Raw genomic sequence first — 15,550 nt, 5'->3', positions numbered from 1 at the left:
ATCCGAAACGCTCTTTCAGCGTTTTTTTTAGGAATATGAAAGTGAAATTTAAGAGAAGGTAGAGAAAGAATGAGTATGTTTTTAGATACAGCCAAGATTCAGGTTAAGGCTGGTAATGGTGGTGATGGTATGGTTGCCTTTCGTCGTGAAAAGTATGTTCCTAACGGCGGCCCTTGGGGAGGCGATGGCGGCCGAGGCGGTAATGTGGTTTTTGTCGTAGACGAGGGTCTTCGTACCCTGATGGATTTTCGTTACAATCGCCACTTTAAAGCTCAGTCTGGTGAAAAGGGTATGACCAAGGGTATGCATGGCCGAGGGGCTGAAGACTTGGTCGTTCGTGTACCTCAGGGGACGACAGTGCGAGATGCTGAGACTGGCAAGGTACTGACGGACTTGGTAGAAAATGGCCAAGAATTTATCGTAGCGCGTGGTGGCCGAGGCGGTCGTGGAAATATCCGTTTTGCAACGCCTAAAAATCCTGCTCCAGAGATTTCTGAGAATGGAGAACCAGGTCAAGAACGGGAGCTTTTGCTTGAGCTCAAGGTCCTAGCAGACGTTGGTCTGGTCGGCTTCCCATCTGTCGGAAAATCCACTCTGCTTAGCGTGATTACAGCGGCTAAGCCTAAGATTGGTGCCTATCATTTTACGACAATCGTGCCAAATCTAGGCATGGTTCGCACCCAGTCTGGTGAGTCTTTTGCAGTTGCAGATCTACCGGGTTTGATAGAGGGAGCTAGCCAAGGGGTTGGACTGGGAACCCAGTTTCTCCGTCATATTGAGCGGACACGGGTTATTCTTCATGTTATCGATATGTCAGCGAGTGAAGGACGTGACCCTTATGAGGACTATCTAGCCATTAATAAAGAGTTGGAATCCTACAATCTTCGTCTTATGGAGCGGCCTCAGATTATTGTTGCCAATAAGATGGATATGCCAGATAGCGCTGAAAATATCAAGGTATTTAAAGAGAAATTAGTGGCTAATTATGACGAATTTGCAGATTTACCACAAATCTTCCCAATTTCCAGTCTGACAAAGCAGGGACTTGCGACCCTCTTGGATGCGACCGCAGAACTACTGGATAAGACACCTGAATTTCTTCTTTACGATGAGTCTGAAATGGAAGAAGAAGCTTACTATGGCTTTGACGAAGAAGCTCCTGCCTTTGAAATCTCTCGTGATGATGATGCGACTTGGGTGCTGTCAGGTGACAAGCTTGAGAAACTCTTTAATATGACCAACTTTGACCGTGATGAGGCCGTTATGAAATTTGCCCGTCAGCTTCGTGGTATGGGCGTTGATGAAGCCCTTCGCGCTCGTGGAGCCAAGGATGGTGATCTGGTCCGCATCGGCAAGTTCGAGTTTGAATTCGTTGACTAAGGAGGTTTGAAATGGGTGATAAACCAATATCTTTCCGTGATGAAAATGGAAATTTTGTCTCTGCAGCAGACGTCTGGAATGCAGAAAAGCTAGAAGAACTCTTCACACGTCTTAATCCAAACCGAAAATTACGATTGGAAAGAGAAAAGACTAAAAAAGAAGAATAAAATAAGCACTCTGAGGAAATTTCTCAGAGTGTTTTCTTATTATGAGTGATAGACATTTCAATTCTTTTGTTTTGGATAATGATATAATATGCTTAAGGAATATTCGAATCTAAAGGAGAGTGGATGATGACAAAATCATTAGAGGATATGACTTTAGAAGAGCTGTGGCAACTTTTTCCAATTTTTTTGAGAGAACATCAGCTTGAGTGGAAAGACTGGTATGAGGAGGAGCGACTTCGGCTCTTGAGTTTTTTGCCAGAATATCAGATCGTTCGTCTTAGCCATATTGGCTCAACATCAGTAGAGACTATCTGGGCCAAGCCTATAGTGGACATCATGCTGGAAATTCCCAAAGAAACAGATATGGCGGTAACGAGAGACTTGCTGCTACAAAATGGTTATCTCCTCATGTCAGAAAGCCAAGGACGGATGTCATTTAATAAGGGCTACACACCGAGTGGTTTTGCGAAGCGGGTTTTCCATCTGCATCTGCGCTATGAAGGTGATCATGATGAGCTTTACTTTAGAGATTATTTACAGGAGCACCCTGCTGTAGCTAAGAACTATGAACAGCTCAAACTTTCTCTGTGGAAACAGTATGAGCACAATCGGGATGCCTATACAGATTCCAAGACGGATTTTATCAAGAAATACACTAAAGAAGCTAAAAAGCTTTATGGTAGAAGACATGAGAGGGAAGACAGATGATTTATCTAGCAATGATTGGCCTTATGATTATTCTGGCTTTTCCTTACTTAATTTACCAATCTAAGAAACCATCAGGCCTTATTGGACTATGGATGATGAAGTTATGGAATCGTGTTTATATGCCCATGGTTGTTTGGTCGGTCAGTCAGCTGGGTTATAAGAAACAATTTGATTCAATTTTGGATGTTGGAGTTGGAAATGGAGCCTCCTCGAAGTATTTAAAAATGCACTTTCCTGATAGCCAAGTTTTGGGGATTGATATTTCAAGTACAGCCATCAAATCAGCTGAAGAATTGTCTGAGCCTGGTCTATCTTTCGAGGTGAAAAATGTTGAGAAAACAAATCTTCCTGTTGAGGAATTTGATTTGATTACAGCCTTTCAGACGCATTTTCATTGGTCGGATTTAACTCAAGCGTTCCTAGAACTTAAGAGGATTCTTAAGCCAGATGGAACCATTCTACTGGCATGTGAATGGAGCAAATTAGCTTACTACCTACCAGACTTTACAAAGCAAGAAAAACTGGAAAGCTTCTTGACAGCCTTGGACCTACATCTCCTCAATAGTCAAAGAAATGGTCAATGGATTCTTTATCAAATCGTGAAAAACTAAGGGAGGTATCCTATGAAACAATTATTTTTATGCTCTTATTTTGCGGGAGTCAAGGAATTGTTCAGACAATATGTATCTGAAAATCAATTGGGCAAACAAGTACTTTTTATACCGACGGCTGGAAATGTAGAAGAGTACAGGGGTTATATTGATGAAGCCCTACAAACCTTTGAGGACTTGGGATTTCAAGTAGAGGTCTTGGATATTTCAGCTTGTGATAGAGAAACAGCTCAAGCTAAGATTTTCCAAAGTAAGCTCCTCTATATCTCTGGTGGCAATACCTTTTACCTTTTGCAAGAACTTAAGAAAAAGCAACTTCTGTCCTTGATAAAAGAGCAGATTGCGGATGGCATGGTTTATGTGGGCGAATCCGCTGGTGCTATCATCACAGCTAAGGACATTGACTATAACAAGATCATGGACGATAAGACGGTTGCTATGGAACTGAATGGTACAGAGGCATTAAACGAGGTGGATTTTTATGTTCTTCCTCATGTTGGCGAAGAACCCTTTGTAGAAAGTGCCCAGACTACTTTGGATACATACAGCGACCAGCTGAATCTCCTTCCCCTAAATAATCGTCAAGCTTTGCTTGTGGAGGGTGAAGAAGTGAAGGTTTTGGAGGAGTAATAAAATATTTTTGCCACGAATTTTAACAAAAGGTCTATAAAAAGTAAGAAAAGCTTGGTTGAAGCAACCAGCTTTTTTGCTATACTAACAGTGTAATCATAAAAAGGAGATTAAAAAATGATTTCTAAAAATATTGCTATTTTAAGAAAAAGAGAGAATATTTCTCAGGAAAAACTGGCCGAGGAAATAGGTGTATCAAGGCAGACTATAGCAAAATGGGAAGCAGGAGAAAGCGTTCCAGATGTGATTTATTCCTCTCAATTAGCTGATTTTTTTGATGTGAGTTTGGATGAACTAGTACATTTAGAGAGCAATTTATTGACAACTCCTAGTATCAAAGGGAAATATATTTTTGGAACAGTAACGGTGGGGGATCGTGGTGAAATCCACTTACCCCCTCGGGCGCGAAATATTTTTCAAATAAAAGCGGGAGATCAGCTTCTTTTGCTAGGAGATGAAAATCAAGGATTGGCATTATTAGATCCGAATTTTTTTCTAGAAACTCCTAAGTATTTTTCAGAAAAGTAGCAGGCGATGAATGAAAAGGACAATGATGTTAGTTATTTTGATATTGATAGCTGTTATATTGGTAAGTGCGCTGATTTTTTTGATGTGAGTTTGGATGAACTAGTACATTTAGAGAGCAATTTATTGACAACTCCTAGTATCAAAGGGAAATATATTTTTGGAACAGTAACGGTGGGGGAGCGTGGTGAAATCCACTTACCCCCTCGGGCACGAAATATTTTTCAAATAAAAGCGGGAGATCAGCTTCTTTTGCTAGGAGATGAAAATCAAGGATTGGCGTTATTAGATCCGAATTTTTTCTAGAAACTCCTAAGTATTTTTCAGAAAAGTAGCAGGCAATGAATGAAAAGGAAAATGATGTTAGTTATTTTGATATTGATAGCTGTTATATTGGTAAGTGCAGGGTGGTTTGCTTATCGTAATCTTCACTATGATAAGGCTAATCTTGAATATATCCGACAAGCTGGGATGATAGAAAAGCAAGTGACTTTACCAGATGGATCTCTTATTAATTATGGCGAAGGTCCAAAAAATGGTCCCCCTTTACTCCTGATCCATGGCCAGCAAGTATCTTGGGAGGACTACGCCAAGGTTTTTGGAGAATTGTCTAAGCGATATCATGTATATGCAGTAGATTGTTATGGACATGGTGGGTCTAGTAAAAATCCTGCTAAATATTCAGCACTAGAAAATAGTCAGGATTTCATTTGGTTTATTCATAATATTATAAAAGCTCCTGTGTTCATTTCAGGACATTCATCAGGAGGGCTTCTGGCAACAATGGTAGCTGCACTAGCTCCTGATACTGTTAGAGGACTATTGATAGAAGATGCACCGTTCTTTTCAACAGAGCCTAGTCGAGCACATTCTACTTTTTCTTGGTTAGGATTTAAAGATATGTATGATTTCTTAAAAAGCGGTAAAAAAAATTATACTGCCTATTTTTTAGAACATACTTATTTAAAAAAACTTTTTGGTGAGGAAAATTTTAATAAAATTGTCAAAAAACCAGCTCTGAACTATATGAAAAATCATCCAGGAAAGATTCCTAGAATTTGGTACTATCCGCCAGAATTACAAGTGAATCTCATCTATGACTTAACAGCTAATTTACAGGATGGAACAGGAGATTACGATCTTCGTTTTGGCTCAACATTTTATGATTTTTCTTGGTTCAAGGGATTTGAACAGGAAGAAATCTTGAAAAAAGTTCAATGTCCATCTATATTGCTTCATGTGGCTCGGCCTTTGAATCAGAAGAATTACTATGATAAAAATGGGATTCTCTTGAGTGCTATGGATGACAAAGATGCTAATCGAGTAGACAAACTTTTGTTGAACAATCATCTAATAGATAATATCAAGAGTGGGCATGATATTCATGCTGAAAAACCTGAGATTTTTATTCGGGCGATTGATGATTTACAAAAAAGGTGTAAATAGAATCTTAAAGGTGAGAGATGTTTTTGCTTTATCTATTGGGATTTTCACTTGACGAAAAGTTTAAAGTTTATTTTAGTTGTACTTCTTATTTTTATTTCAAAAACGGCCATCAGACTGTTTTTTTGATATAATAGACTCTATGAACACAAAAGATAAAATTTCAAATTATCAACTTTTACTAGCCCAGCTGGAAGCCTTGTTAGATGGTGAGACTAACGCTTTAGCCAATCTTTCCAATGCTAGCGCGCTGCTCAATCAAGCTTTGCCTCATTCGGTTTTTACTGGTTTCTATCTTTTTGATGGGAGTGAGCTGATTCTGGGGCCCTTTCAGGGTGGTGTTTCCTGTGTCCATATTACGCTAGGCAAGGGTGTCTGTGGGGAGTCTGCGGAGAAAGAGCAGACGATTATCGTAGATGATGTGACTCAGCATGCCAACTATATCTCTTGTGATAGCCGAGCTAAGAGCGAAATTGTGGTGCCCATGGTAAAAGACGGTCGCCTTCTTGGAGTATTGGATTTAGACTCGGCTTTGACGGGGGATTATGATAAGATAGATCAGGAATATCTGGAAAAGTTCGTCCAGATTTTGCTTGAAAAGACGATTTGGAATTTTGAAATGTTTGGAGAAAAAGCCTAATGTATCAAGCTTTATATCGGAAATACCGCAGTCAGACCTTTGGTCAGCTGGTGGGTCAGCAGGTAGTGGCAACCACTCTGCGACAGGCTGTGGAGCAAGGGAAAATTAGCCATGCTTATCTCTTTTCTGGACCACGTGGAACAGGGAAAACTAGTGTTGCTAAGATTTTTGCCAAGGCTATGAATTGTCCGAATCAAAAGGACGGCGAGCCCTGCAATGACTGCTATATTTGTAAGGCCATTACTGAGGGAAGCCTTGAAGATGTCATAGAAATCGACGCAGCTTCTAATAATGGGGTAGATGAGATTCGTGATATTCGGGATAAATCTACCTATGCACCTAGTATGGCTAAGCACAAGGTCTATATTATTGACGAGGTGCACATGCTCTCAACAGGGGCATTTAACGCCTTGCTCAAGACCTTGGAAGAACCGACAGAAAATGTGGTCTTTATCCTAGCGACGACTGAGCTACATAAGATTCCAGCCACTATTCTTTCCCGTGTCCAGCGTTTTGAGTTTAAGTCTATCAAGACTCAGGACATTATTGCCCATATTGAGTGGATTTTGGAGCAGGAAGGTATTGACTTTGAGCAAGAAGGTGTGCAGATTATTGCCCGTCGAGCAGAAGGTGGTATGCGGGATGCCCTGTCTATCCTTGATCAGGCTCTTAGTTTAACCCAGGAAAACCGTCTGACCACTGATATTGCTGAAGAGATCACAGGCTCTATCAGCTTGGGAGCCTTGGATGCTTATGTAGCAGCCTTGATTTCGCATGATGCAGTTACAGCCTTGGATAATCTCAATCTGATTTTTGACAGCGGAAAAAATATGGCCCGTTTCGTAACGGATCTTCTGCAATACCTGCGTGACCTAATCATTGTCAAAACTGGCGGGGAAAATCATCATGCCAGTGAGCTCTTTCTGGAAAATCTCAAGACACCGCAGGACACTCTCTTTGCTATGATTGATATGGCAACCAAGAGTTTGCCTGATATCAAGAACAGCCTGCAGCCTAAGATTTATACAGAAATGATGACCATTCGACTGGCAGAGACCAGTAGCCATTCTACGTTGGCAGCTATTCCGGATAATCTAGCTGATGAACTCAAGGGATTGAGGCAAGAGCTTGATAGTCTCAAGCAGCAGCTGGCTAATGGCAATGGAAAACCTGCAGCACCTGTCAAAACTTCGGATATTCGGCCGCAGAAATCTAAGGGCTACCGTGTAGATCGCAATAAAGTCAATGCTATCCTGGAGGAGGCTGTTGACAATCCTAGCCTAGCTCGTAGCAATCTGACTAAGCTACAGAATGCTTGGGGAGAGGTCATTGAGAGTTTATCTGGGGCGGACAAGGCTTTATTAGCTGGCTCGCAACCTGTGGCAGCCAATGAAAGCCATGCCATCTTAGCTTTTGAGTCTAATTTTAACGCTGAGCAGACCATGAAGCGAGACAATCTCAATACCATGTTTGGCAATATTCTTAGCAACGCAGCAGGGTTTTCACCAGAGATTTTGGCTATTTCCTTAGAAGAATGGACCAAGATCCGAGCGGATTTCTCGGCTCGTAGCAGAAATGGTAAAGTTGAAGTCGAAGAGAAGAAGGAGGAAAATCTGATTCCAGAAGGATTTGACTTTTTAGCTGAAAAAATTACGGTGCAAGAAGACTAATAAAAGATTTTTTGAATTTTTCATGATATAATACATTTATGAATAGAAGACAATTTATCACAGTGGCTCTCTTTACGGCTGTTGAAACATACTTTTTTAATGAATCCATAATGTCGGAACACTATTTCATGGCGATTTTCTGGGCCTTTCTGATTTTGCGGAATCTTCAGATTTCCTATGTCATGGGTCGGATTGTTGATGAAATTGATAAACATTTAAAATAAATATAAGAAAAGGACTGAGTTTTTTCAGTCCTTTTATCTTGTGATTTTATGTGGCCTATTACCAACTTCTTAGAGAAACTTCGCCACTATTGAGCCAGATTTCTTGACCATTATCGAGCTGAACGAGGAGCTGACCACTGTCAGAAACGTCCTTAGCCAAACCCTTGTAGTCAGTATTATTTTGACTGAAGCTGACTTCCCTCCCTAGCACCAAGGAATGTTGTTTGTAAAGGTAGATGAGTTCTTCTGGATCACTTTCGTAAAAGCATTTCCAAATCTCAGCGATGAGCTCATTACGACTAATTGGCGGTTTCTCATCAAATAATGATCCGGCCTTATCCTTGAGATCTGCAGGAAAATCCTTAATAGAGAAGTTAAAGCCAACTCCAATAATAACATCAGTTACCTGTCCATTCTCGATAGAAGTAGTAGCTTCTGTTAGGATGCCAGCTATCTTTTTATTTTTATAATAAATATCATTGACCCACTTGATGTCAATGTCCATAAGAGTTAAATTTTTTATAGCTTTATAGATGGCTCCCGCAGTTAAGATAGTATAAGATGGGATCTGGTCAAAGGGGAGGTTGGGCTTGAGGTGGAGAGACATATAGAAACCACCTTGGCTAGGGCAGAAGAAAACACGACTGAAACGGCCACGACCAGCTGACTGGGAGGTTGCTAGATAAAGGGTATCGGATGGGGCGCCAGCTTCCATCCCAGCTTTTGCATCGATTTGAGTGGACTTACAGTCAGGATTGAAGGAAACTTTTACAGGTGAGTGTTCCTCAATCCAAGAAGGAAGCAGCAAATCTCCATCAAGCAATCGATAGCCACGATTCTTGACTGATTCGATTTGAATGCCTTCTTTCTCAAGTTTTTGAATGGCCTTCCAAATAGAGGTCCGAGTAATCCCTAGTTCTTGGGCTATTTTTTCACCATTGACGTAATCATCGGCCTGACTAAGAATATCATAGAGTTTTTCGTAGGTTTTCATAGTATGTCTTTCTAATTTAAATGCTGCTTTCTCTAATAGTCAATCTTGTAGCTAATTTGACCATATAAGGAACTGAAGAACTATCTTTTTGGAAACTTTGCTCAAGAATCTGAATGGCTTGTTTTCCCATGTCTTCTGTAAAGACTGTCACAGTACTGAGTTTTGGATACATATATTTGGCTAGAGAAGTATCGTTAAAAGAAATCAAGCCAACTCTTTCTGGGACAGGGATTTTAGCTTCTTGCAAAGCACGCAAGGCGCCTGAGGCTAAGGCATCATTTGCTGCAAAGAAGGCTGGAGGTAGATTGTCACCAAGCTCCATAATGAACTCTTTCATTATTTTATATCCAGCTTCTGAAGAAAAACTCCCAATTTTGATCAAGTTGGGATCATATAGTGTGAGTTGTTTGAGATAGGATTGAAAAGTGTTGAGTCGAGGGTCAGATAGGAGTGTGCTTTTATCAGAAGAGGTTTCTTGGCCAGCAATCATACCAATTTTTTTTAGGCCACTGTTGATAAAGTAATCTATAACATTGATGACGGAGTTTTCAAAGTCGGTTGTGACGCAAGAATGACCAGATTTTAAGGTATCGCTATCAACAAAAACTAGTTTATCACTGTAATTCTCTAGTTCTTTTATTTTACCAGGACTAAACTTTCCGATAGCTATGATTCCATCAATATTTTCTAGTTGAGTCAGGGAATCGTTGTTGAAAATTCTTATGACCTCATAGCCCAATTCTTGAGCTCTTTTTTCAGCTCCCAATCGAATAGAGTAGTAGTAGAGATCATCTAGCTCTTCTTGTTCTGTATACCATTCGATTATGGCAATTCTGTGAGAAGGTTTAGATCGTTTATTAGTTTTCTTTGATTTTTTATAGCCAAGCTGTTCAGCGATGGTAAAAATTTTGATACGTGTTTCATCACTGACAGACATGGCTTGATCTTGGTTTAAAACTCGCGAAACAGTTGCAGATGAAACACCAGCAGCATGGGCAATATCTTTGATGGTAACCATACGATTCAATCCTTTTTCTTTACTATCCTTTCATTATACATCAAAAATTAGTAAATCACAAAGCAGAATTTAGTAAAACACCCCAGCATATTTGGCATAGCTATTAGTGGGCAGATTATAGTATGTGGTATAATAAAATAAAGCTTTGAATGAGGAGGATAAAAGATGAAAAGAGCTGGAATAACTTTTCTTGCATTAACAACTCTTTTATGTGGCTTGTTTTTCCTAACAGCCTGTAAGAAAGGACCGCTAAGTCTTGACCAACAATTTGATGTTTATTCAAAGGCTAAATCGGTCTCTATTTCTGATGGAGAAACTTATTATCTTTGGGTTAAAGATGGTCAAGGTAAGACAGTGGATAGCCTGAAGTATATGATTCCAAAAGAATGGGAACTAGATCTTGAACAAAGTCTAAAACCTAATGAAGATGTGGCTTATACTGCTAAAGAAGATGGTCGTTATTTCTTAGTTCAAATTTATACTTTACGTATTCAAGGTAATCAGAATCTTTCTGAGAAAGCTCTAAAGCAAACAATGATGGATGACGGTCATCGTTTTTCTAAAGAAGGAAAAGTCACTATCGGAGATAAGGAGTGGCTGACAGGTTATGAGCGTTCAGAACAAGCTAACAAGGCTTCAGCTATCTCTTTTTATCGTCTGGAAAAAGACTCGTCAGGAAATCCCATTATTTTAGTGGGAAATTTCCTATATCCAACCTATCCTGGAAAAGGAGAAGATGATGTAGATGCTTTGGTAGAGAGGGGAATTGGACACTTAAAGACTATTTTAAAGCAGTTGTCTAGTCAAGATCAATTTTCTTAATACTCGAGGTTGGATCGAAACTTTCTTTTTCAAATTGCAGAAAGAGTTAGTTGGATAAAAGTTGAGTACAGTATATTAAAAATTTTCAGAAAATATCGACTTTTTCTTGACAAGGCAAAAATACTGTGTTAGAATTCTAAACAATAAGAAATCATCTCAAAAGGAGTTAGTCAAACATGAAGTCAACCCAATCTTCAAACTTTGCTTTGTTGTTGCGTTACTCGGGCTAGTGCAAAAGCATTAGTCCTGTTTGGCTTACCAAGCGGGAGTAAATCAACATCTCGCTTGTTCCTCAAGTGAGATGTTTTTTTATACCTACTCACCTCAATATAGATTAAGGTTTCTATGCTTGGCCCAAAGTGCTAGTCTTTTAGAGATATTTTCTACTGCTAGTTTACATTTTGATGCCTTGATTATAAGAGTCCTTGTGTATTAGAAAAGGAGTTGTCTATGACACGAAAAATTGAGTTTCTTGATACCAGCCTTCGGGATGGTGAGCAGACACCTGGAGTGAATTTTTCCGTTAAGGAAAAGGTTGCTATTGCCAAGCAACTTGAAAAATGGGGAATTTCTGCCATCGAGGCTGGCTTCCCAGCTGCTAGTCCAGATTCATTTGAAGCAGTACGGGAAATCGCCAAAGCAATCACCAAAGCTTCGGTCACTGGCCTAGCGCGTTCGGTTAAATCTGACATTGATGCCTGCTATGAGGCACTCAAGGATGCCAAGCACCCTCAGGTACATGTTTTCATTGCGACCAGTCCCATTCACAGAGAGTTCAAGCTGAAAAAGTCCAAGGAAGAGATTTTAGAAGCCATTAAGGAGCATGTTTCTTATGCTCGCTCTAAGTTTGAGATTGTCGAGTTTTCACCTGAGGATGCGACACGAACCGAGCTAGATTTTCTGCTTCAAGTTGTTCAGACAGCGGTTGATGCAGGTGCTAGCTACATCAATATTCCAGATACGGTTGGTTTTACTACACCTGAAGAGTTTGGCAATATCTTCAAGTATCTGATTGACAATGTCCAAACGGACCGCGAAATCATTTATAGTCCTCACTGCCATGATGATTTGGGAATGGCAGTAGCCAACAGCTTGTCTGCGATTAAATATGGTGCTAGGCGGGTGGAAGGAACGATCAACGGTATTGGTGAGCGTGCAGGTAACGCTGCGTTGGAAGAAGTAGCGGTTGCCTTAGAGATTCGTCAAGACTATTATCAAGTTGAGACGGATATCGTCCTTAATGAAACCATTAATACTTCTGAACTGGTGTCTCGTTTCTCAGGTATTCCAGTGCCTAAGAACAAGGCTGTCGTTGGTGGCAACGCCTTTTCTCATGAATCTGGTATCCATCAGGATGGCGTTCTTAAGAACCCACTAACCTATGAAATCATTACTCCTGAGCTAGTCGGTGTCAAGAGCAACTCACTCCCACTTGGTAAACTCTCTGGTCGTCATGCCTTTGTCGAAAAACTCAAAGAATTGGCTCTGGACTTTGCGGAATCTGAAATCAATGATCTCTTTGCTAAATTTAAGGTCTTGGCTGATAAGAAAAATGAAGTCACAGATGCTGATATACGGGCTCTGATTGCTGGAACGACGGTTGAAAATCCAGAAGGATTCAGATTTGATGATCTGCAGTTGACGACCAATGATGACCAAACTATCACAGCTGATGTGCAGTTGGTTAATGGCGATGGTGAGATAGTCACTTGTGTGGCAGAAGGCAAGGGAAGTGTTGAAGCTATCTTTAATGCGATTGACCAATTCTTTAACCAGTCTGTTCAGCTTTTGTCTTATAACATCGAGGCAGTAACGGATGGTATCGACTCTCAGGCTCGTGTTTTGGTAGCTGTTGAAAATACGGATACTGATACGATCTTTAACTCTTCAGGTATTGACTTTGATGTTCTTAAGGCTAGTGCTATTGCTTATATCCATGCCAATACTTTTATTCAGAAGGAAAATGCAGGTGAAATCGGCCGTCGCGTTTCTTATCATGACTTACCTGCTAGTGAATAGGAAGGAGTACCTATGACAAAAAAAATCGTAGCTCTGGCAGGCGACGGTATTGGCCCAGAAATCATGGAAGCGGGCCTCCAAGTTCTAGCAGCTGTTGCGGACAAGTTTGGATTTACTTATCAAGTCACAGAGAAGGATTTTGGAGGTGCTGGTATTGATGCGGAAGGTCATCCTCTGCCTCAGTCAACTCTAGAAGCAGCCAAGAAGGCGGATGCTATTCTCCTAGCAGCTATTGGTAGTCCCCAGTATGATAATGCCCCGGTTCGGCCGGAGCAAGGTTTGCTTGCTCTACGCAAGGAGCTTGAGCTCTATGCTAATATCCGTCCTGTTAAGATTTTTGATGCCCTAAAACATTTGTCGCCTTTGAAGGCAGAGCGAATTGCTGGCGTGGATTTCGTGGTTGTGCGCGAGTTGACTGGTGGGATTTACTTTGGCGAGCATATTTTGGAGGACAAATCTGCGCGGGATATCAACGACTACAGCTATGAAGAGGTGGAGCGAATTGTCCGTAAGGCCTTTGACATTGCGCGTGGTCGCAGAAAGCGCGTGACCAGTATTGACAAGCAAAATGTGCTAGCAACATCCAAACTCTGGCGCAGAGTAGCAGATGAAGTCGCCAAGGATTATCCAGATGTGACCTTGGAGCACCAGCTGGTGGATAGCGCTGCGATGCTTATGATTACCAACCCTGCTAAGTTTGATGTTGTGGTAACGGAAAATCTCTTCGGGGATATTCTATCCGATGAGTCCAGCGTCTTATCAGGAACGCTAGGAGTTATGCCATCAGCCAGTCATTCGGCTGATGGGCCAAGTCTTTATGAGCCTATTCATGGCTCAGCTCCTGATATTGCAGGGCAAGGCATTGCCAACCCTATCAGTATGATCCTTTCTGTAGCCATGATGTTGAGGGATAGTTTTTCAGAGCTAGAAGCTGCAGAAGCCATTGAAGTAGCAGTTGAAAAGACTTTGGCTCAAGGGATTTTAAGCCGAGATTTGGGAGGACAGGCGACAACAACTCAAATGACGGAGTCGATTATTAATAACTTATGAAATGGATATTAACAGGTATTTGCCTGCTTTGGAACCTTATCGTTTTCCAGCTTTATGGCTGGGATAAGCGAAAGGCAAAGAAAAATTACTACCGCATTCCAGAGAAGACCTTGTTGCTGTCAGCTTTGGTAGCTGCGGGTTTGGGCGCTTTATTAGGCGGTCAACTCTTCCATCATAAGACTAGAAAATGGTATTTCTGGTTAACTTGGATGTGTGGAATAATAATAGAAATTGTAGTTTTATATTACATATGGAGAAGCTAGTATGGCTGGAAAATCGATTTTTGATAAGCTGTGGGAAAGGCACGTAATAACTGGTCAAGAAGGCCAGCCTCAGCTTATGTATGTGGATCAGCATTATATTCATGAAGTAACCAGCCCTCAGGCTTTTCAAGGACTTCGAGATGCAGGGCGCAAAGTTAGACGGCCGGATTTGACCTTTGGTACCTTTGACCATAATGTTCCTACGGTCAATATCTATGATATCCGAGATGTGATTTCTAAGGCTCAGATTGATAAACTTTCTGAAAATGTCAAGGATTTTGGCATCGAGCATGCGGCTCACGGATCGGAGTTGCAAGGTATTGTCCATATGGTTGGACCTGAAACAGGCAAGACTCAGCCGGGCAAATTCATCGTCTGCGGTGACAGTCACACGGCCACTCACGGAGCTTTTGGAGCTATTGCTTTTGGAATCGGTACTTCGGAGGTGGAGCACGTTTTTGCCACGCAGACCATTTGGCAGGTTAAGCCCAAGAAAATGTTGGTCAAATTTACCGGAGTGCCACCTAAAGGTGTCTATTCCAAGGACTTTATCCTCGCTCTGATTGCCCGATATGGTGTGGCTGCAGGTGTTGGTCATGTAGTCGAGTATGCTGGTGATGCGATTGACCATCTGACCATGGAAGAGCGCATGACCATTTGTAATATGTCCATAGAGTTTGGATCCAAGATGGGTATTATGAATCCTGACCAAAAGACCTATGATTATGTTCAAGGTCGGCCGGGCGCTCCCAAGGATTTTGAAGCAGCGGTAGCTGATTGGAATACTCTGGTCAGTGATCCCGATGCCGTCTATGATAAGGTCATTGAGATTGATGTTTCCACGCTTGCACCAATGGTGACTTGGGGGACAAATCCTTCTATGGGAGTAGAGTTCGGTGCTGCTTTCCCAGAAATCCGTGATATGAACGATGAGCGGGCTTACAATTACATGGACTTATCCCCAGGTAAGAAAGCAGAAGATATTGACCTAGGTTATATCTTTATCGGATCCTGTACCAATGCCAGACTCAGCGATTTACAGCTGGCAGCCAAGTTTGTTGCGGGTAAGCACATTGCTCCTAATCTGACTGCTATCGTCGTACCAGGCTCTCGCCCAGTCAAGCGTGCTGCTGAAAAGATGGGACTGGATAAAATTTTCATGGATGCAGGATTTGAGTGGCGCGATCCAGGCTGCTCTATGTGCCTGGGAATGAATCCAGATAAGGTGCCAGACGGAGTTCACTGTGCCTCTACTAGTAATCGGAACTTTGAGGATCGTCAGGGATTTGGTGCTAAAACCCATCTCTGCAGTCCAGCCATGGCAGCAGCGGCAGCCATTGCCGGACGCTTCGTGGATATTCGTCAGCTACCAGAGGTTCAGTAAGG

The 15,550-nt window shown here is 41.5% G+C and carries 18 protein-coding genes; 16 read left to right on the top strand and 2 right to left on the bottom strand.

Going from position 1 to position 15,550, the window contains the following annotated elements; translation table 11 throughout:
- The first annotated feature begins 69 nt into the window (after positions 1-69).
- From obgE to PCY09_RS02960, 11 genes are all read left to right on the top strand, one after another.
- On the top strand, positions 70-1,380 hold the full coding sequence (gene obgE / locus PCY09_RS03010; protein WP_125392233.1) for a GTPase ObgE: 1,311 nt from the start codon (positions 70-72) through the stop codon (positions 1,378-1,380).
- A gap of 11 nt (positions 1,381-1,391) precedes the next feature.
- On the top strand, positions 1,392-1,547 hold the full coding sequence (locus PCY09_RS03005) for a hypothetical protein (protein WP_125392234.1): 156 nt from the start codon (positions 1,392-1,394) through the stop codon (positions 1,545-1,547).
- A gap of 126 nt (positions 1,548-1,673) precedes the next feature.
- Positions 1,674-2,255, top strand: coding sequence for a GrpB family protein (locus tag PCY09_RS03000; protein ID WP_125396973.1), 582 nt, complete (start codon positions 1,674-1,676; stop codon positions 2,253-2,255).
- Positions 2,252-2,866 (top strand): class I SAM-dependent methyltransferase, encoded by a 615-nt coding sequence (locus PCY09_RS02995; RefSeq protein WP_125396974.1) that lies wholly within the window; start codon positions 2,252-2,254, stop codon positions 2,864-2,866. The genes PCY09_RS03000 and PCY09_RS02995 overlap by 4 nt, the downstream gene beginning before the upstream one ends.
- A gap of 12 nt (positions 2,867-2,878) precedes the next feature.
- Positions 2,879-3,496 (top strand): Type 1 glutamine amidotransferase-like domain-containing protein, encoded by a 618-nt coding sequence (locus tag PCY09_RS02990; protein ID WP_125396975.1) that lies wholly within the window; start codon positions 2,879-2,881, stop codon positions 3,494-3,496.
- Positions 3,497-3,613: 117 nt separating this feature from the next.
- Entirely contained in the window at positions 3,614-4,024 is a 411-nt protein-coding gene (locus PCY09_RS02985; RefSeq protein WP_045634994.1) for a helix-turn-helix domain-containing protein, read from the top strand.
- Between the two features lie 6 nt (positions 4,025-4,030).
- Positions 4,031-4,327, top strand: a complete 297-nt coding sequence (locus PCY09_RS02980) for an AbrB/MazE/SpoVT family DNA-binding domain-containing protein (RefSeq protein ID WP_081106673.1) — start codon at positions 4,031-4,033, stop codon at positions 4,325-4,327.
- Positions 4,328-4,366: 39 nt separating this feature from the next.
- On the top strand, positions 4,367-5,467 hold the full coding sequence (locus PCY09_RS02975) for an alpha/beta fold hydrolase (RefSeq protein ID WP_125396976.1): 1,101 nt from the start codon (positions 4,367-4,369) through the stop codon (positions 5,465-5,467).
- 139 nt (positions 5,468-5,606) lie between these two features.
- A complete protein-coding gene (locus PCY09_RS02970; protein ID WP_125396977.1) occupies positions 5,607-6,104 on the top strand; it encodes a GAF domain-containing protein in 498 nt (165 codons plus the stop codon).
- The gene (gene dnaX, locus PCY09_RS02965) at positions 6,104-7,774 is read left to right on the top strand and encodes a DNA polymerase III subunit gamma/tau (protein ID WP_125396978.1); all 1,671 of its coding nucleotides are present in this window, start codon (positions 6,104-6,106) and stop codon (positions 7,772-7,774) included. Before PCY09_RS02970 ends, dnaX begins: the two co-directional genes overlap by 1 nt.
- Positions 7,775-7,812: 38 nt before the next feature.
- The gene (locus PCY09_RS02960) at positions 7,813-7,998 is read left to right on the top strand and encodes a DUF3272 family protein (protein ID WP_046165754.1); all 186 of its coding nucleotides are present in this window, start codon (positions 7,813-7,815) and stop codon (positions 7,996-7,998) included.
- A gap of 58 nt (positions 7,999-8,056) precedes the next feature.
- Here PCY09_RS02960 and birA read toward each other — a convergent pair whose 3' ends face one another.
- Positions 8,057-8,992 (bottom strand): bifunctional biotin--[acetyl-CoA-carboxylase] ligase/biotin operon repressor BirA, encoded by a 936-nt coding sequence (gene birA, locus PCY09_RS02955; protein WP_125396979.1) that lies wholly within the window; start codon positions 8,990-8,992, stop codon positions 8,057-8,059.
- A 16-nt stretch (positions 8,993-9,008) separates the two neighbouring features.
- Entirely contained in the window at positions 9,009-10,010 is a 1,002-nt protein-coding gene (locus PCY09_RS02950; protein ID WP_061583737.1) for a LacI family DNA-binding transcriptional regulator, read from the bottom strand.
- A gap of 165 nt (positions 10,011-10,175) precedes the next feature.
- On the opposite strand from PCY09_RS02950, the gene PCY09_RS02945 reads away from it, so the two are divergent.
- The 5 genes from PCY09_RS02945 (at position 10,176) to leuC (ending at position 15,548) form a co-directional block, all read left to right on the top strand.
- A complete protein-coding gene (locus tag PCY09_RS02945; protein ID WP_125396980.1) occupies positions 10,176-10,832 on the top strand; it encodes a hypothetical protein in 657 nt (218 codons plus the stop codon).
- 450 nt (positions 10,833-11,282) lie between these two features.
- The gene (locus PCY09_RS02940; protein ID WP_008808889.1) at positions 11,283-12,851 is read left to right on the top strand and encodes a 2-isopropylmalate synthase; all 1,569 of its coding nucleotides are present in this window, start codon (positions 11,283-11,285) and stop codon (positions 12,849-12,851) included.
- A gap of 12 nt (positions 12,852-12,863) precedes the next feature.
- Positions 12,864-13,901 (top strand): 3-isopropylmalate dehydrogenase, encoded by a 1,038-nt coding sequence (gene leuB / locus PCY09_RS02935; protein ID WP_125396981.1) that lies wholly within the window; start codon positions 12,864-12,866, stop codon positions 13,899-13,901.
- Positions 13,898-14,164: a DUF1294 domain-containing protein gene (locus PCY09_RS02930; RefSeq protein ID WP_125396982.1), complete on the top strand. Its 267-nt coding sequence runs from the start codon at positions 13,898-13,900 to the stop codon at positions 14,162-14,164. Before leuB ends, PCY09_RS02930 begins: the two co-directional genes overlap by 4 nt.
- Position 14,165: 1 nt before the next feature.
- Entirely contained in the window at positions 14,166-15,548 is a 1,383-nt protein-coding gene (leuC, locus tag PCY09_RS02925) for a 3-isopropylmalate dehydratase large subunit (protein ID WP_125396983.1), read from the top strand.
- Positions 15,549-15,550 lie beyond the last annotated feature (2 nt).

Origin of the sequence: Streptococcus sp. SG2 (genome assembly GCF_030439925.1) — a bacterium.
GTDB classification, from domain to species: Bacteria; Bacillota; Bacilli; order Lactobacillales; family Streptococcaceae; genus Streptococcus; species Streptococcus gordonii.
The sequence above is the reverse complement of the archived record's forward strand: the minus strand, read 5'-3'. Positions and strand labels throughout refer to the sequence as shown.